The organism is Pseudomonas saudiphocaensis, from assembly GCF_000756775.1.
Lineage (GTDB): Bacteria > Pseudomonadota > Gammaproteobacteria > Pseudomonadales > Pseudomonadaceae > Stutzerimonas > Stutzerimonas saudiphocaensis.
In genome coordinates, this window is sequence record NZ_CCSF01000001.1 from 2666999 (window position 1) to 2683119 (window position 16121).

A 16121-nucleotide genomic window follows, 5' to 3' on the forward strand; every position below is an offset into this window, starting at 1 on the left:
CTGGGATGGTTCAAAGGTTGAGCAGCAGATAATGGTCAACCAAGAGCGCGATGAACAGGGCGAACAGGTACCAGATGCTGAATTTGAAGGTCCTGATTGCCGCATGCGGCCGGCTGTCGCGGTAGAGCACGACCGTCCAGAAGAGAAAGCGCGCGCCCAGTATCAGCGCCGCCGCCAGGTACAGCGGGCCGCTCATGTGGATGGCGAAGGGCATGACGCTCACCGCCAGCAGCATCAGCGTATAAAGCAGGATGTGCACCTTGGTGTAGTGCTCGCCATGGGTCACCGGCAGCATCGGGATATTCACCTTGGCGTATTCGGCCTTCCGGTGAATGGCCAGGGCCCAAAAGTGCGGCGGCGTCCAGGCGAAGATGATCAGCACCAGCAGCAGCGGCTCGGCGCTTACCTGCCCGGTCACCGCGACCCAGCCCAGCAACGGCGGTGCCGCACCGGCCAGCCCGCCGATAACGATATTCTGCGGCGTTGCCCGCTTGAGAAAGCCGGTATAGATCACCGCATAGCCGAGCAGCGAGGCCAGAGTCAGCCAGGCCGCCAGCGGGTTGGTGAACACCAGCAGCAGCGCCAGGCCGGCGATGCTCAGCGCCAGGGCGAAAGCCAGCGCGGCAAACGGCGAAACCCGGCCCTCGGCCAACGGCCGTTTGTGGGTGCGCGCCATTACCGCGTCGATACGGCGGTCCACCACATGGTTGACCGCCGCCGCGCCACCGGCGCACAGCGCGATGCCCAGGTTGCCGAAGATCAGTACCGTCCAGGGCACCCCGGCACGGGTGGCGAGAAACATGCCCACCAGCGAGGTGATGAGCATCAGCAGCACCACCTTCGGTTTGGTCAGTTCCAGATAGTCGCGCCAGCCTGCCGCGCCGCTCGATTGGCTGAGTGCTGTGGCCATGGGGCTTCTCCTTGTTCTGATCATTGGCTGGGCAGTTCGACACCGCCCGTGCCATTGGGGTCGCGCCGCAGCGTTTCGCTTGCGGTTTCAACATGTGTCCGCGTAACAGCCGGGGCGGGCTGGCGCAGGCGGAAATTGATCAGCACCAGCACCAGCAGCAACGCCGCACCGCCGCCGTTATGTGCAACCGCGACGGCCAACGGCAGGTTCAGCAGCACGTTGCTGATGCCCAGGGCGAGCTGCACGGCCAGTGCCGCCAGCAGCAATGCCGCCAGCGACGTGAATCCGTGACGGAACAGCCGCCAGGCCAGCGCCAGCAGGAACAGGGCGACAATCAGCGCACCAATTCGGTGAGCGACATGGATGGCGGTACGCGCCTCGCCATAGAGCAGGCCGCCGAGGTAGTTGGGGCCGATGTCGTGGTGGGTCAGGTCGAAGGCGCGGGAAAAGTCCATCTGCGGCCACCACTGGCCGTGGCAGGTGGGAAAGTCGGTGCAGGCTACCGCCGCGTAGTTGCTGCTGACCCAGCCGCCGAGGGTGATCTGCGCCAACACCAGTGCCATGCCAACCCCGGCGAACCATCGCAGTGCCGGCGGCACCGGCACGGATAATGGCGGCAGGCGCCCGGACAAGCGCAGGCACAGTAGAAACAGCAGGCTCAGAGTGGCGAAGCCGCCCAACAGGTGGGTGGTAACGATCTGCGGCCAGAGCTGCAGCGTCACCGTCCACATACCGAAGATGGCTTGTGCAATCACCACTGCAAGCAACAGCAGCGGCAGTTTCAGCGGCTGCCCCGGCTCGCCGCGTCGGCGTAGCGCCTGTACCGCCAGCCCGAGAATCACCAGCCCCAGGGTGCCGGCGAAATAGCGATGGATCATCTCGTTCCAACCCTTGCGCACTTCCAGCGGTGCATCAGGGAAACGTTCGGCAGCCAGCACCTGCTTGTGTTCGCTCATCGGCACGGCAAGGAAGCCGTAGCATCCGGGCCAGTCCGGGCAGCCAAGGCCGGCGTGGGTCAGCCGCGTGTAAGCACCCAGCAGCACCACGACCACGGCCAGGGCAGTGGCGAACAGGGCGAGGCGGTAACCGGGGCGTGATGTTGGTGGCATGAGGTCCTCTTTATGAAAAGCTGGGGAAGACGCTGTTTTTTGAATCCGATGTTGGACTTGGCTATTTCCCCTCACCCCAGCCCTCTCCCCAAGGGGCGAGGGGGTGGATTGGTTTTGCGTCTGGCTTCCGGTTGATCTTCAGCCAATTTGCGAAATCTTCAGCAGGTACTTCAGGTCATCGAGAATCGCCTTGCCGTCGGCATCCGCCGCGTAGCGCAACACCAGGTTGCCGTGGGGGTCGACGATCCACAGCTGCGGGGCGGCGGGGGCTTCGGGATTGCTCGAGTACACCGACGCATCCAGTGCATAGCGCTTGAGCTGCGGGTATTCACGCTGCAGGCGTTGTTCGTAGACGGCATCCAGCGCCTGCGTTATCGCCAGGGCATGCCCGGCCCGGCCCGCTTCCCGAGCCAGGCCGATATTGATCTGCCGCGCCAGATAGACCAGCTTCTGGCAGTTTTCATTGCAGCCTTGCGGTGCCGTGACCAGCAGTTCCCAGCGCGCTTCCGCCCCGGCCTGTACGCCGAGGGCTTCGCGACCCTGGCCGTTGGCGATCAGTACACCGTCGTAACTGCGGCTCTCCGGCACCCAGAAACCGAAGCGGTACATGGCTGAAGCAAGCAGCATCGGCCCCAGCACCACGCCGATGATCAGCAGCAGCTGCAGCCGCCCTCGGGCCCGTCTCGGCTCAGCGACGGTCGGATTCATGCTCACCATGGCGACTCTCCCGTGCCTGATGCACACCCAGATAAATAAACAGCGCCAGCAGCGCAGCGGCCAACGCAAACCACTGCGCGGCATAGCCCCGATGCTGCGCCGGGCTCATGCTGGTAACCGGCCAGTCGGCGCGATAGGCCGCTGGTCCCGGCTCGAGGCGCAGCTCATAAGCCACACCCTCACGCCCGAGCGCCTGCCAAAGCTGCTGCATATCCACATGATTGATCAGCCGCGGCCAGCCTTCGGCCATGCCTCGGTCGAGAACGAAGGGCTTGCCCGACGGTACATAGGTCCAGGCAGCAAGCTTCAACTCCTGTTCGGGAGTATCGAATTGCGGCGCAATGCGGCGGTCCGGCCATGGTATCCAGCCACGGTTGACGATCACCCAGCGCCCACTGGGCCGATCCTGAAAAGGCTGCAGCAGCTCGACTCCGACCTGGCCGTCGCGGGTGCGGCTGTCGAGCAGGAAGCTGTGTTCGGCGTCGAAACGGCCCTGCAGGTACACGCGGCTGTAGGCAGGGTCCGTCAGTTCTTCAAGCTCGGCGGGCGACAGGGGTCCAAGCTCGGCGCGGGCTTCCTGGCGTTCCAGCATGTCGCGCTTCTGCTCGCCGCGCTCCAGCTGCCAGAAGCCCAGCCAGACCAGTACCGGCAGCAAGGCCAAGACCACCAGCGTCGGCAGCAGCCCCGGCTTGAAGCCGCTCATGAACGCCCCCGTGGTCTGTGGATACGACTGGCTATACTCCACCCCCATCACCCCTGTCGTGGATCCGCCCATGCTCAAGGCGGTTATCGTTGTTCTCTTAGTCGCCACGCTGATCAGTCTGTTCAGCGGTCTTTTCTTTCTGGTCCATGACGAGGGCCGGACGTCTCGTGTCGTCACCGCCCTGCTTATCCGCGTCATCCTCAGCGGCATGATCATCGCCTTGATCGGCTGGGGCTTTTATTCAGGACAGCTGCAGCCGATCCTTGGCTGAAACCTCGCCCTAGAGCACGTAGACGAAGATGAACAGCCCCAGCCAGACCACATCGACGAAGTGCCAGTACCAGGCAGCCGCCTCGAAGCCGAAATGATGTTCGTGGGTAAAATGCCCGCGAAGAATGCGCACCAGCATCACCGTCAGAATGATCGCGCCAATGGTCACGTGCGCGCCGTGAAAGCCCGTGAGCATGAAGAAGGTAGCGCCGTAGATGCCCGAACCCAGGGTCAGGCCCAGCTCGCTGTAGGCGTGGATGTACTCCTCGATCTGCAACGCGAGGAAGGCGGCACCGAGCAGTACGGTCACTCCCAGGCCGATCTTCAGGTGCTTGCGGTTGCCCTTCTTCAGCGCGTGGTGTGCCCAGGTCAGGGTAAAGCTGGAGGTCACCAGCAAAACGGTATTGATCAGCGGCAGGCCCCAGGCACTGATCACACCATCCGGTGCGGGAAAGAGCCGCGGGTCTGGGTTGTTCAGCAGCGGCCAGGTGTACTCGAAGCCCGGCCAGAGCATGTTACTGACGCCCTTGTCGCCCTCTCCGGCAAGCCAGGGCCCGACCCAGTAGCGGATATAGAACAGCGCCCCGAAGAAAGCTGCGAAGAACATCACCTCGGAAAAGATGAACCAGGTCATGCCCCAACGGAACGAGCGGTCCATCTGCGCACTGTAGAGCCCAGAGCGGCTTTCCCTCACTACGGCACCAAACCAGCCGAACATCATGTAAGCGATCAGCAGGGCGCCGAAGAAGAAGATCAGTGGCCCATTGGACTCGGCACGCTCTGCCGTCAGGTCATTGAACCAGGTGCCCAGGCCATAGACCGTGACCAGCAATGCGACGGTGGCGACGATGGGCCACTTGCTCTGCGCAGGAACGTAATACTGCGCATGACTTTGGCTTTCCAAGCCATGATGGCTCTCAATTCGCTGATGGCTCTCGGTGCTCATTGCAGACTCTCCTTGGCCGACAGGACGGCGACCGGGGGCTGGCGGGACGTGATGTCGAACAGCGTGTAGGCGAGGGTCAGGTGGTGCACATCGGCTGGCAGGTCGCGGTCGACGATAAAGCGCACCGGCATCTCGATACGCTCACCCGGCTGCAGCACCTGGTGGGTAAAGCAAAAACATTCAGTCTTGTGAAAGTACGCCGCAGCCTTGGAAGGCGAGACGCTGGGTATCGCCTGGGCGGACATCGGCTTGTCCGTGGGGTTATAGGCAATGAAACGGATTTCCTGGCTGGCGCCTGGATGCACCCGCACCTGGTCATCCACCGGACCGAACTCCCAGACCATCCCGGCGGCGTTGGTGGCGAGGAACTGCACGCGAATTTCCCGCGTTTCATCCACCGTCTGCACGCCCTGGTAGGCGCCGGCGGTCTTGCCGTTGATACCGAAGGCCTTGCACATCACGTCGTAGATCGGCACCAGGGCGAAGCCGAAGGCGAACATCACCACCACCGCGATCAGCAGGCGGCGGACCAAGCGGCCGAGCGGGAGCTCAGTGTTCATGGCTGCACCCTCCGGCAGATCCGATGCTAATCATGCTTGGGACCCGTCCGATGCTCATGCAGCGTGTGCGCATCCGGCGGCGTGACGAAGGTGTGGTAGGGCGCCGGCGACGGCACGCTCCATTCCAGCCCTTCGGCGCCGTCCCAGGGTTTGGCTGCCGCAATCGGGCCGCTGCGAATGCACCTGATGACGATGTAAAGGAACAGCAACTGCGTGGCGCCGAACATGAAAGCGCCCACCGAGGAGATCATGTTGAAGTTGGCGAACATCATGTTGTAGTCGGGGATCCGTCGCGGCATGCCGGCCAGGCCGACGAAATGCATCGGGAAGAACGCCAGGTTCATGCCGACGAAGCTCATCCAGAAATGCAGCTTGGCCAGGGTCTCGTCGTACATGTGCCCGGTCCACTTGGGCAGCCAGTAATAGGCTGAGGCGAAGATCCCGAAGATCGCGCCCGGCACCAGCACGTAGTGGAAGTGCGCCACCACGAAGTAGGTGTCGTGATACTGGAAGTCCGCCGGGGCTATGGCCAGCATCAGCCCGGAGAAGCCGCCGATGGTGAAGAGGATGACGAATGCCACGGCGAACAGCATCGGCGCCTCGAAGGTCAGCGAGCCGCGCCACATGGTGCTGACCCAGTTGAACACCTTCACCCCGGTCGGCACCGCGATCAGCATGGTGGCGTACATGAAGAACAGCTCGCCGGTCAGGGGAATGCCCACGGTGAACATGTGGTGCGACCAGACCAGGAACGACAGGAAGGCAATCGCGCCGGTGGCATAGACCATGGAGGTGTAGCCGAACAGCGGCTTGCGCGAGAACGCCGGGATGATCGAGCTGACGGCACCGAAGGCCGGCAGGATCATGATGTACACCTCGGGGTGGCCGAAGAACCAGAACACATGCTGGAACAGCACCGGGTCGCCGCCGCCGGCGGCGCTGAAGAAGCTGGTACCGAAGTGGATGTCCATCAGCATCATGGTCACAACGCCAGCCAGCACCGGCATCACGGCGATCAGCAGGAAGGCGGTGATCAGCCAGGTCCAGACGAACAGCGGCATCTTCATCAGCGTCATGCCCGGTGCGCGCAGGTTGAGCACCGTGGCGATCACGTTGATCGCGCCCATGATCGAGCTGATACCCATCAGGTGGATGGCGAAAATGAAGAAGGTCACCGACTCCGGCGCGTAAGTCGTCGATAACGGCGCGTAGAAGGTCCAGCCGAAGTTCGGCCCCCCACCCTCCATGAACAACGTGCTGACCAGCAGACCAAAGGCCGCCGGCAGCAGCCAGAAGCTGAAGTTGTTCATCCGCGGCAGGGCCATGTCCGGCGCGCCGATCATCAGCGGGATCATCCAGTTGGCCAGGCCGACGAAGGCCGGCATCACCGCGCCGAAGACCATGATCAGGCCGTGCATGGTGGTCATCTGGTTGAAGAATTCCGGCTGCACGATCTGCAGGCCCGGCTGGAACAGCTCGGCGCGGATCACCATGGCCATGGAGCCACCGAGCAGAAAGGCGCAGAAGCTGAACCACAGGTACATCGAGCCGATGTCCTTGTGGTTGGTTGTCAGCAGCCAGCGCGAGAGGCCCTTGGCCGGGCCGTGGTGATGGTCGTGTCCGGCATGACCATGGTCGTCGATCACTGCACTCATCAGCCTGTCCTCTTATTGGGTGGCTTCATCGGCCTGTTTGAAATCGAGCACGTCTTTCGGCGTGACCATCTCGCCCGTGTCATTGCCCCAGGCGTTGCGTTCGTAGGTGATCACGGCGGCCAGATCGACCTCGGAAAGCTGCTTGCCGAACGCGGCCATCGAGGTACCGGGCTTGCCGTTGACGACAATGTTTATATGACCCTCGCGGTCCTGAGTGACCAGCGGCGAGCCCTTGAGCGCCGGGAAGGTCGGCGGCATGCCCTCGCCCGTGGCCTGGTGGCAGGCCACGCAGGCAGTGCGGTAGACCTGCTCGCCGCGTTCGCTCAACTCTTCCAGCGTCCATTCCTTGCTGGTGAGCTCAGCCAGCTTGGCCGCCTCTTCCTTCTTCTCGGCGAGCCACACGGCGTAGTCTTCAGGTGAGCGTACGTCCACCACCACCGGCATGAAGCCGTGATCCTTGCCGCACAGCTCGGTGCACTGGCCGCGGTAGATGCCGGGCTCCTCGACGCGGGTCCAGGACTCGTTGATAAAGCCCGGTATCGCATCCTTCTTCACCGCCAGAGCCGGTACCCACCAGGAGTGGATGACGTCCGCTGCGGTGATCAGGAAGCGCACCTTGGCGCCTGTCGGGATCACCATCGGCTCATCCACTTCCAGCAGGTAGTGCTCGCCCTTGGGGGACAGGTTGTTGATCTGCTCGCGCGGCGTGGTGAGGTTGCTGAAGAACTCCACGTCTTCACCCAGGTACTTGTAGTGCCACTTCCACTGGTAGCCAGTGACCTGGATATCGACGTCGGACTCGCTGGGGTCGTAGATATGAATCAGCGTTTGCGTCGCCGGAACCGCCATGACGACCAGGATCACCAGCGGGATGACCGTCCAGGCCACCTCGACCTTGGTGTTTTCATGGAAGTTCGAAGACTGCGGACGCTTGGAACGGCGATGGGCGATCATCGAATAGATCATCACGCCGAATACCAACGCACCGATGACTACGCAGATCCAGAAGATCGCCATGTGCAGGTTGAATACGGATCGACTGACATCGGTCACGCCGACTGGCATGTTCACGTCCCAGGCGGCATGGGCCTGGCCGAACAAGAAGCACAGCCCGAGACTCATCCAAAGCTTTGGATGTCGAGACATTGCGGGTTCCCCTTATGGTTCTTGTTATCCCGCCGACCGCTTCGTTCCGCCGAAATTCGGCTGTCCCGGGCCTGAAGCCTGTCCCGGTGATACTCGCCACTTTCCGATCAGACCGATCTGCTCTGGCTACGCCACCGAGACTACACAGTGGCCAATCCTTCGCCTGCACGCACAGTCGGATTGCACTCAGTACCCTTACGCTTGGGAGTATAGACAGCGATTGCCCACTCGCAATTCAAGAGCCGTCGACGGCCGCTTCGGCCCGGCTAGAGCTGTCGCCTTCGTTCTTTTTCACGCCACGAATGTTCATCAAAGCCAGGCACACCTGCAGGGTGATCAGCGCCCAGGCACCGCTATGCCAGCCCCAGATGACCCAGAGCAGGTTGCTTGCCAGGAAGCACCAGAAACCGACTGTCCGACGGCCGGGCCGCAGCGAGCCGATCAGCCATGCCGCGATTACCGTCACCACCATCGCCGGCCATTGCAGCAGGTCGATCCAATCCATATTGCCTCCAACGAAGCGGGAGCCTGTTGTCCCGTCAAGGTTGGTGCTGTGGCGTTGCGCAGAGTTCCGAAGCATCCCGCAGGCCATGGCGGGTGGAAAACCCGAGTGAGATTCCACGCGACAAAGCCGGAACGCATCTGCCCGCCAGACGCCACCGCGTGGATGGCTGCGGCCAGCCGCCCAGCTTCGCACGCTTACAGCAGGCTCATCTGCTGCCCTGGCGGCGCGAAACGGCTGCAATCGAGCCCGTAGTTCTGATCGCGGCGGTTGAAGCCCAACCTCTTGCAGGCCAGCCGGAAGCGCTGGGAAAGCAGGTCGGCGAACTGGCCTTCGCCGCGCATGCGGCTGCCGAAGCGGCTGTCGTAATCCTTGCCGCCACGGGACTGGCGCACCAGGCTCATCACATGGGCGGCTCGCTGCGGAAAGTGCTCGGCCAGCCAGTCTTCGAACAACTCCGCGACCTCATGGGGCAGGCGCAGCAACACATAGCCCGCCGATGCCGCACCGGCCTCGCGGGCGGCCTCAAGCATGCGTTCCAGCTCCATGTCGTTGATCATCGGAATTATTGGCGCGCACATGACGCTGACCGGCACGCCGGCCTCGTGTAGCGCGCGCATGGCGCGCAGACGCGCCGAAGGCGCTGCGGCGCGCGGCTCCATGATGCGCTTGAGTTCGTCGTCCAGGGTGGTCAGGCTGAGCGAGACACTGACCAGCCGCTGCTCGGCCAGGGGCACCAGCAAATCGAGATCGCGCAGCACCAGCGAGCCCTTGGTGATGATGTGCACCGGGTGCTTGAAGCGCAGCAGGATTTCCAGCGCCTGACGGGTCAGCCGCTGTTCGCGCTCCAGCGGTTGATAGGCATCGGTGTTCACGCCCAGGGCAATCGGCTGAGGCACGTAGCCCGGCTTGCTCAGCTCCTGCTCCAGACGCTCGGCCAGGTTGGTCTTGGCGATCAAGCGCGTCTCGAAATCGATGCCCGGGGACAGATCCCAGTAGGCGTGGCTGGGCCTGGCGAAACAGTAGATGCAGCCATGTTCGCAGCCCCGGTAGGGATTTACAGAGCGATCGAAGCCCACGTCCGGCGACTGATTACGGGTGATGACGGTTTTCGCCGTCTCGCTGCGCACCTCGGTGGCGCGCGTCGGCGGCACCTCCTGCTCCCAGCCGTCGTCATAGGCCTCGCTATGGGTCGGCGCGAAGCGGTTGTCCGGATTGATGGCGGTGCCGCGACCGCGCGGGGTGACTTTCGGCGGGAACATGACGGGCTCCGAATACTGTATATCGATACAGTAACAGAGCTATTCTCTACGCCGCTATTTTTCGCAGGCCCGCTCGTCGTATCAGGGCTCAGGGCGACGTACCTGGACGTTCTCGTACTTCGATTCAACGCAGTCGCTCAGCTGCAGAAGGTCCATGCGCGCCAGTTCACGCGCACGCCAGAACAGCAACATATCGGTGGGGAAAAAGCCGTTGCAGGCTGCCATGACCTCCGCCATGGCCCGCGCCAGCGGCTGCCAATCCACGCCACAGGCGGCCGTGAGCTGCTGATCGATGCGTTGGTAGTCCTCGCCCGCGAAAAAGCCCTGATCCCAACGGCGTATCAGCGAATGCTGCCGCACCGCAGCGCGCCATTGGTCAGCCAGCGAGGCGAGCCTGTCAGGCCCGACGAGACGAGGCCGGTAGAGCAGCGCCAACGCCTCCGGCCGGTGTAGGGATACCGCCATACGCGTGCCCGCCCGGCTGTCGCCCGTGCCGCAGGTGAGATGCCACATGCAGGCCTCGCAAGCGTCAGTCGGGTTTTTTCTTCAACTTGGGATTGGGGAAGAACTGCACCGTCTGCACCTGAGCTGCGGCTGCCTTTGGCTTGACCTGATTGACCCGCGTGCCCAGCTCCGAGGGCACTGACTGGCCCTGGGCGTTGAGAGTATCGGCGTAGCCGCAGACCACGCATTCGCGGTGCGGCACCTCATCCACGTCCCACATCTTGATGCTGTCTGTGGCGCTACACGCCGGGCACACGGCACCGGCGATAAAACGTTTGGCGGTAACTTTCGGCTCGTCGCTCATGCCACTTTCTCCGTCAGGCCGAGATGGCGCAGCAGCGCGTCGGTGGACGGCTCGCGGCCGCGGAAGTCGACGAACAGCACCATCGGCTCTTGGGAGCCGCCACGGGCAAGGATCGCGTCGCGGAAGGCCCGGCCGGTCTCGGGGTTGAATACGCCTTCCTCCTCGAAGCGCGAGAAGGCATCGGAGGACAGCACCTCGGCCCATTTGTAGCTGTAGTAACCGGCTGCATAACCGCCGGAAAAGATATGCGCAAAGCTGTTGGGGAAGCGGTTGCTGGCCGGTGGGCGCATTACCGAAACCTCGTCGCGAATGCTTTCCAGCACCTCCAGCACGCTGCGCCCGTCGCCATGGGTGGCGTGCAGCTCGAAGTCGAACAGCGAGAACTCCAGCTGGCGCACCATCATCATGCCGGACTGGAAATTCTTCGCCGCCAGCATCTGCTCCAGCTTCTCCTGTGGCAGCTTCTCGCCGGTCTGGTAATGACCAGAGATCAGCGCCAGACCTTCCGGCTCCCAGCACCAGTTCTCCATGAACTGGCTCGGCAGCTCGACGGCATCCCAGGCCACGCCGTTGATGCCCGAAGCACCGGCATGTTCGATCTGGGTCAGCAGGTGATGCAGGCCGTGGCCGAATTCGTGGAACAGGGTGGTGACTTCGTCATGGGTCAGCAGCGCCGGGCGCTCGCCAACCGGCGGGGTAAAGTTGCAGACCAGGTTGGCCACCGGCGTCTGCAGCGTGCCCAGGCTGGTGCGGCGCTTGTCGCGGGCACCGTCCATCCAGGCGCCGCCGCGCTTGTTGGCGCGGGCGTAGAGATCGAAGAAGAAGCGCCCGACATGCTCGCCGTTCTCGCGGATCTCGAACAGGCGCACGTCCGGGTGCCAGCTGTCGAAGCCTTCCAGCTCCTGGATCTCGATGCCGTACAGACGCTGGACGATGGTGAACAGCCCGGACAGCACCTTGTCGATGGGGAAGTATTCGCGCAGCTCTTCCTGGTTCAGGCTGTAGCGCTGCTGCCGCAATTTTTCGGCGAAATAGCCAACGTCCCAACTCTGCAGGTCGTCGACGCCGTTCTCGGCGGCGAAGGCGCGCAATTCCTTGAGGTCGCGCTCGGCGAACGGCTTGCTGCGTACGGCCAGGTCGCGCAGGAAGCCCAGCACCTGGTCGGTGCTCTCGGCCATCTTAGTGGCCAGCGACAGCTCGGCGTAATTGCCGAAGCCCAGCAGACCGGCCAGCTCCTGGCGCAGGTCGAGAATCTGTTCCATCACCGGGCCGTTGTCGAACTGACCGGCGTTCGGTCCCTGGTCGGAGGCACGGGTGGAATAGGCGACATAGACCTCTTCGCGCAGGGCGCGGTCATCAGCGTAGGTCATCACCGCGTAGTAGCTGGGGAATTCCAGGCTGATCAGCCAGCCGTCGAGCTCCTTGGCCTTGGCAGCCTCGGCCATTTGCGCACGGGCCGAGTCGGGAATGCCGGCCAGTTGGCCTTCGTCGGTGATGTGCTTGGTCCAGGCCTGGGTCGCATCGAGCAGCTGGTTGGAGAAGGTGCTGGCCAGCTCGGCGAGCTTCATCTGGATGGCGCCGAAGCGCTGTTGCTCGGCCGGCGGCAGGTCGATGCCGGACAGGCGGAAGTCGCGCAGAGCGTGCTCGATGATGGTCTTCTGCGCCACATCGAAGCCGTCTGCCTCTGGGCTTAGCGACAGCGCCTGATAGGCGGCGAACAGATCCGGGTTCTGCCCCAGCTCGGTGAAGTAGGCGGACAGCTTGGGCAGGCAGGCCTCGTAGGCCGTACGCAGTTCGGCGTTGTTGCACACGGCGTTGAGGTGGCTGACCGGGCTCCAGGCGCGGCTGAGACGCTCGTTCAGCTCATCCAGGCCGACCACCAGCGTCGACCAGTCGAGACTCTCGGCCGGGCGGCTGAGCAGCTCCTGCAAGGCGACACGGTTGTCGCCGAGGATGGTGTCCACGGCGGGTTCGACGTGCTCGGGGCGGATCTCGGAATAGGGCGGCAGGTCGAAATCGCGGAGCAGCGGATTGGTAGCGGTCACGGCATTGGCCCTTTCTGATGAATAACCAAGGCATGTTAATGACAAATGCCTGACCGCGCAGCTGGGAATCAGCCCGATAGCGCCTGTCTATCCCTTCGAAGCGGCGACTTCGGGACTCGGCTCAGGCTCTTCTCGTTGAGCGTAGCGCTGGGCCAGTACCGCACAGACCATCAGCTGGATCTGGTGGAAGATCATCAGCGGCAGAATGATCATGCCCACCGCGCTGCTGGCGAACAGCACCTGAGCCATGGGCACACCGGTGGCCAGGCTCTTCTTCGAGCCGGCGAAGAGGATGGTGATGCGGTCTTCCAGGTTGAAGCCCAGGCGCCGGGCGAGGAAGTGGGTCAGCCAGAGCACCAGCGCCAGCAGGGCACAGCAGACCAGCGTCAGCGCCAGCAGCCGCGACAGCGGGATCAGTTGCCAGAGCCCCTCGACCACTGCATCACTGAAGGCGGTGTAGACCACCAGCAGAATGGAGCCCTGATCGACGAACTTCAGCCAACTCTTGTTGCGCGTGACCCAGGCGCCGATCCAGCGCCGCGCGATCTGGCCGGCGATAAAGGGCACCAGCAGTTGCAGGACGATCTTGCCGATGGAGTCGAGCGTCGAGCCGGCTTCGCCTTCTACGCCCAGCAACAGCATGACCAGCACCGGCGTAAGGAAGATGCCGAGCAGGCTGGACGCCGCTGCACTGCAAATGGCTGCCGGAATGTTGCCGCGGGCCAGCGAGGTGAAGGCGATGGCCGATTGCACCGTGGCCGGCAGGGCGCAGAGGTAGAGAATGCCCAGGTACAGCTCGGTGCCGACCATCGGCGTCAGCAGCGGCTTGAGCGCCAGACCCAGCAGCGGAAACATCACGAAGGTGCAGGCGAACACCAGCAGGTGCAGGCGCCAGTGCCCGGCCCCGGCGAGGATGGCTTCGCGCGAAAGCTTGGCGCCGTGCATAAAGAACAGCAGGGCAATGGCCAATGTGGTCGCCCAGCCGAAGATGACCGCGCCCTGCCCCTCACAAGGCAAAAAGGTAGCGATGGCGATAACCGCCAGCAGGGCGAGGGTGAAGTTATCGAACAAGAGACGCACATGAGCCATGACGGACGTTCCTTTGACTTGCGAACAACAGGCGGCAACCTTATCGTCATCGCCTTCTTCCGACTAACGCCAAGCAGGCACTAAATGTCGCCAAACGGACAACAGGCCAGGCTGCTGACCCGCCTCAGCGAACTACAGGCACTGCCGAGGCCTGTGTACGGCCAGCTCGACTCGCCGCCCAACCTCAAGCTCGGCTACCGCCATAGCCACCCCTGGATACAACTGTCCCACGCGGTGGAAGGCGTGCTGGAGGTACGTACCGAGCTTGGCCGTTTTATCGCGCCGCCTCTGCGCGCCGTGTGGATTCCGGCCGGGATTACCCACCAGGTGTTCTGCGCGCCTGATACCTGCATTCGCAGCCTCTATATCGATCGCAGTGTGGCTGGCGCTGCTCCCGAGCGCTGCCGCGTGCTGCAGGTCAGCCCCTTGTTGCGCGAGCTGATCCAGCATTTCAGCAGCCTGCCTGAAGACTACGCCGAGGACGGCCCCGAAGGCCGGCTGGTGCAGGTGCTGCTGGATCAGCTTGGCAGCGCACCGGAAGTCGAACTGGTATTGCCATTGCCGACCGAACCCAGATTGCGACAACTGTGCCGGCAACTGCAGAGCCACCCTGACGCACGCGATACCCTGGCCGACTGGAGCCAGATGCTGAACGTTTCGGAACGCACCTTGAGCCGCCTGTTCCTGCGGGAAACGGGCCTGACCTTCCGCGCCTGGCGGCAACGCCTGCGCCTGCTCAGCGCGCTGCCGGCATTGGAGCGCGGCGAGCGCGTCACCGACGTGGCGCTAAGCTGTGGCTACGAGTCGCTTTCGGCATTTATCGCTGCCTTTCGCGAACAGTTCGGCGCCACGCCAGGCGAGTTCTTTCGCGGCGCACGCCAGGAATTCCAGCTGGTCTGACCCTTACCCACCTCAGGAGCCCCGCCATGCCCATCCGCACCTACCAGACCCACACGCCCAAGCTCGGCGAGCGGGTGTTCGTCGACCCCAGCGCCGTGCTGATCGGTGATATAGAAATCGGTGCCGACAGCTCGGTCTGGCCGCTGACCGTGATCCGTGGCGACATGCACCGCATCCGCATCGGTGCGCGCAGCAGCATCCAGGACGGTAGCGTGCTGCACATCACCCACGCCGGCCCGTTCAACCCGGACGGCTTCCCGCTGGTGATCGGCGACGAGGTGACCGTCGGCCACAAGGTCACCCTGCACGGCTGCACCCTGGGCAACCGCATCCTGGTGGGCATGGGTTCCATCGTCATGGACGGTGTGGTGGTGGAAGATGAAGTCATCATCGGTGCCGGCAGCCTGGTACCACCGGGCAAGAAACTGGAAAGCGGCTTTCTCTATGTCGGCAGCCCGGTAAAACAGGCACGCCCGCTGACGGACAAGGAGCGCAGCTTCTTCAGCTACACCGCCGGCAACTACGTGAAGCTCAAGGACATGCACATGGCCGAAGGGACGTCGTAGGGCAATTGATTCGGCTGCACCATCCCGGCCAAATAAATTCGGCCCTGCGGGCAAGCAGACCTAGAATGCCGCTTATTGAAAACGCCACAACGAGTTGCTCATGCACCACTCCACCATTCTCTTCGACCTCGACGGCACCCTCACCGACCCGCGTGAAGGCATCACCCGCTCGATCCAGTACGCGCTGGCCAAGCTCGATATCGACGAGCCGGACCTGACCAAGCTCGAGCCCTTTATCGGCCCGCCGCTGCTGCAGGCCTTTATGCAGTTCTACGGTTTCGACGAAGCCCGTGCCTGGCAGGCGGTGGCCTTCTACCGGGAGCGCTTCAAGGTGCAGGGGCTCTACGAAAACCTGCTGTTCGACGGCGTGCTGGAAATGCTCGAACACCTGCGCGGCCAGGGCCGCACGCTTTATGTCGCCACTTCCAAGCCTTCGGTATTTGCCCGCGAGATCGCCCGGCACTTCTCCTTCGACCATCACTTCAAGGTGATCTACGGCAGCGAGCTGGACGGCACTCGCACCGACAAGGTCGAGCTGATTGCCCACCTGCTCGCCGAAGAGAAGCTTGAAGCCGCACAAACCCTGATGATCGGTGACCGCAAGCACGACCTGATCGGAGCCCGGGAAAACGGCTTGCAGGCTGCCGCCGTAGGCTACGGCTTCGGCAGTCATGCCGAACTGATGGCCGAGGCGCCCGCCTATTACTACGCCACGCTCGCCGAACTACGCCAGGCCTTCGCCTGATAAAGCGCCGGTCGCTGCTACCGCTTGGCGGAAATCCGAGCGCTCTGTGACGCGGCTCTCAAGACTTTAGACGTTTGGCCGATAGCTGCGCCGGCGACAAAAACTGACGCCAGAAAAGCGGCGCTGTTTTTTTCGCACCCAACGGCTATTGGAGATTCTGATGAATTGGTTCGGCAACCTGAGCGTCA

18 protein-coding genes are annotated in these 16121 nt (G+C 63.2%); 4 read left to right on the forward strand and 14 right to left on the reverse strand.

Features of this window, described 5'->3' with window-relative positions; translation table 11 throughout:
* Positions 1-10: 10 nt before the first annotated feature.
* The 4 genes from cyoE to BN1079_RS12290 all read right to left on the reverse strand — a co-directional run bounded on the left by cyoE (position 11) and on the right by BN1079_RS12290 (position 3439).
* Positions 11-910: a heme o synthase gene (gene cyoE / locus BN1079_RS12275; RefSeq protein WP_037024748.1), complete on the reverse strand. Its 900-nt coding sequence runs from the start codon at positions 908-910 to the stop codon at positions 11-13.
* A gap of 20 nt (positions 911-930) precedes the next feature.
* The gene (locus BN1079_RS12280) at positions 931-2019 is read right to left on the reverse strand and encodes a COX15/CtaA family protein (protein WP_037024751.1); all 1089 of its coding nucleotides are present in this window, start codon (positions 2017-2019) and stop codon (positions 931-933) included.
* Positions 2020-2157: 138 nt separating this feature from the next.
* Positions 2158-2727 (reverse strand): hypothetical protein, encoded by a 570-nt coding sequence (locus BN1079_RS12285; RefSeq protein WP_037026902.1) that lies wholly within the window; start codon positions 2725-2727, stop codon positions 2158-2160.
* Positions 2708-3439, reverse strand: a complete 732-nt coding sequence (locus BN1079_RS12290) for an SURF1 family protein (RefSeq protein ID WP_037024752.1) — start codon at positions 3437-3439, stop codon at positions 2708-2710. The genes BN1079_RS12285 and BN1079_RS12290 overlap by 20 nt, the downstream gene beginning before the upstream one ends.
* Positions 3440-3509: 70 nt before the next feature.
* Here BN1079_RS12290 and BN1079_RS12295 point away from each other — a divergent pair, with 70 nt between their 5' ends.
* Positions 3510-3710 carry a twin transmembrane helix small protein gene (locus BN1079_RS12295; protein ID WP_037026904.1) on the forward strand — a complete coding sequence of 67 codons (201 nt, stop codon included), beginning with the start codon at positions 3510-3512 and terminating at the stop codon, positions 3708-3710.
* A gap of 9 nt (positions 3711-3719) precedes the next feature.
* On the opposite strand, the gene BN1079_RS12300 is transcribed toward BN1079_RS12295, so the two are convergent.
* The 10 genes from BN1079_RS12300 to BN1079_RS12345 form a co-directional block, all read right to left on the reverse strand.
* On the reverse strand, positions 3720-4655 hold the full coding sequence (locus BN1079_RS12300) for a cytochrome c oxidase subunit 3 (RefSeq protein WP_052114476.1): 936 nt from the start codon (positions 4653-4655) through the stop codon (positions 3720-3722).
* Positions 4652-5215, reverse strand: coding sequence for a cytochrome c oxidase assembly protein (locus BN1079_RS12305; protein ID WP_037024753.1), 564 nt, complete (start codon positions 5213-5215; stop codon positions 4652-4654). Before BN1079_RS12305 ends, BN1079_RS12300 begins: the two co-directional genes overlap by 4 nt.
* A 26-nt stretch (positions 5216-5241) precedes the next feature.
* Entirely contained in the window at positions 5242-6870 is a 1629-nt protein-coding gene (ctaD, locus tag BN1079_RS12310) for a cytochrome c oxidase subunit I (protein ID WP_037024756.1), read from the reverse strand.
* Between the two features lie 12 nt (positions 6871-6882).
* A complete protein-coding gene (gene coxB / locus BN1079_RS12315; protein ID WP_037024758.1) occupies positions 6883-8016 on the reverse strand; it encodes a cytochrome c oxidase subunit II in 1134 nt (377 codons plus the stop codon).
* Positions 8017-8251: 235 nt separating this feature from the next.
* Positions 8252-8521: a hypothetical protein gene (locus BN1079_RS12320; RefSeq protein WP_037024759.1), complete on the reverse strand. Its 270-nt coding sequence runs from the start codon at positions 8519-8521 to the stop codon at positions 8252-8254.
* Between the two features lie 194 nt (positions 8522-8715).
* Positions 8716-9780, reverse strand: coding sequence for a PA0069 family radical SAM protein (locus BN1079_RS12325; protein ID WP_037024767.1), 1065 nt, complete (start codon positions 9778-9780; stop codon positions 8716-8718).
* An 81-nt stretch (positions 9781-9861) separates the two neighbouring features.
* Positions 9862-10293: a DUF3658 domain-containing protein gene (locus BN1079_RS12330; RefSeq protein ID WP_052114477.1), complete on the reverse strand. Its 432-nt coding sequence runs from the start codon at positions 10291-10293 to the stop codon at positions 9862-9864.
* Between the two features lie 16 nt (positions 10294-10309).
* The gene (locus BN1079_RS12335; RefSeq protein ID WP_037024769.1) at positions 10310-10588 is read right to left on the reverse strand and encodes a YheV family putative zinc ribbon protein; all 279 of its coding nucleotides are present in this window, start codon (positions 10586-10588) and stop codon (positions 10310-10312) included.
* A complete protein-coding gene (gene prlC, locus BN1079_RS12340; protein ID WP_037024772.1) occupies positions 10585-12633 on the reverse strand; it encodes an oligopeptidase A in 2049 nt (682 codons plus the stop codon). The genes BN1079_RS12335 and prlC overlap by 4 nt, the downstream gene beginning before the upstream one ends.
* 87 nt (positions 12634-12720) lie before the next feature.
* Positions 12721-13722: a bile acid:sodium symporter family protein gene (locus BN1079_RS12345; protein WP_037024774.1), complete on the reverse strand. Its 1002-nt coding sequence runs from the start codon at positions 13720-13722 to the stop codon at positions 12721-12723.
* A gap of 84 nt (positions 13723-13806) precedes the next feature.
* Here BN1079_RS12345 and BN1079_RS12350 point away from each other — a divergent pair, with 84 nt between their 5' ends.
* The 3 genes from BN1079_RS12350 (at position 13807) to BN1079_RS12360 (ending at position 15933) form a co-directional block, all read left to right on the forward strand.
* Positions 13807-14622: an AraC family transcriptional regulator gene (locus BN1079_RS12350; protein ID WP_037024776.1), complete on the forward strand. Its 816-nt coding sequence runs from the start codon at positions 13807-13809 to the stop codon at positions 14620-14622.
* A 26-nt stretch (positions 14623-14648) separates the two neighbouring features.
* Entirely contained in the window at positions 14649-15188 is a 540-nt protein-coding gene (locus BN1079_RS12355) for a gamma carbonic anhydrase family protein (protein ID WP_037024778.1), read from the forward strand.
* Positions 15189-15288: 100 nt separating this feature from the next.
* Positions 15289-15933 (forward strand): HAD family hydrolase, encoded by a 645-nt coding sequence (locus BN1079_RS12360; RefSeq protein WP_037024781.1) that lies wholly within the window; start codon positions 15289-15291, stop codon positions 15931-15933.
* Positions 15934-16121: the final 188 nt, after the last annotated feature.

Bases quoted from the DNA above. Each gene is read 5' to 3' on its own strand.
- cyoE (WP_037024748.1), bottom strand. From the start codon at position 910: ATGGCCACAGCACTCAGCCAATCGAGCGGCGCGGCAGGCTGGCGCGAC.
- BN1079_RS12280 (WP_037024751.1), bottom strand. From the start codon at position 2,019: ATGCCACCAACATCACGCCCCGGTTACCGCCTCGCCCTGTTCGCCACT.
- BN1079_RS12285 (WP_037026902.1), bottom strand. From the start codon at position 2,727: ATGAATCCGACCGTCGCTGAGCCGAGACGGGCCCGAGGGCGGCTGCAG.
- BN1079_RS12290 (WP_037024752.1), bottom strand. From the start codon at position 3,439: ATGAGCGGCTTCAAGCCGGGGCTGCTGCCGACGCTGGTGGTCTTGGCC.
- BN1079_RS12295 (WP_037026904.1), top strand. From the start codon at position 3,510: ATGCTCAAGGCGGTTATCGTTGTTCTCTTAGTCGCCACGCTGATCAGT.
- BN1079_RS12300 (WP_052114476.1), bottom strand. From the start codon at position 4,655: ATGAGCACCGAGAGCCATCAGCGAATTGAGAGCCATCATGGCTTGGAA.
- BN1079_RS12305 (WP_037024753.1), bottom strand. From the start codon at position 5,215: ATGAACACTGAGCTCCCGCTCGGCCGCTTGGTCCGCCGCCTGCTGATC.
- ctaD (WP_037024756.1), bottom strand. From the start codon at position 6,870: ATGAGTGCAGTGATCGACGACCATGGTCATGCCGGACACGACCATCAC.
- coxB (WP_037024758.1), bottom strand. From the start codon at position 8,016: ATGTCTCGACATCCAAAGCTTTGGATGAGTCTCGGGCTGTGCTTCTTG.
- BN1079_RS12320 (WP_037024759.1), bottom strand. From the start codon at position 8,521: ATGGATTGGATCGACCTGCTGCAATGGCCGGCGATGGTGGTGACGGTA.
- BN1079_RS12325 (WP_037024767.1), bottom strand. From the start codon at position 9,780: ATGTTCCCGCCGAAAGTCACCCCGCGCGGTCGCGGCACCGCCATCAAT.
- BN1079_RS12330 (WP_052114477.1), bottom strand. From the start codon at position 10,293: ATGTGGCATCTCACCTGCGGCACGGGCGACAGCCGGGCGGGCACGCGT.
- BN1079_RS12335 (WP_037024769.1), bottom strand. From the start codon at position 10,588: ATGAGCGACGAGCCGAAAGTTACCGCCAAACGTTTTATCGCCGGTGCC.
- BN1079_RS12345 (WP_037024774.1), bottom strand. From the start codon at position 13,722: ATGGCTCATGTGCGTCTCTTGTTCGATAACTTCACCCTCGCCCTGCTG.
- BN1079_RS12350 (WP_037024776.1), top strand. From the start codon at position 13,807: ATGTCGCCAAACGGACAACAGGCCAGGCTGCTGACCCGCCTCAGCGAA.
- BN1079_RS12355 (WP_037024778.1), top strand. From the start codon at position 14,649: ATGCCCATCCGCACCTACCAGACCCACACGCCCAAGCTCGGCGAGCGG.
- BN1079_RS12360 (WP_037024781.1), top strand. From the start codon at position 15,289: ATGCACCACTCCACCATTCTCTTCGACCTCGACGGCACCCTCACCGAC.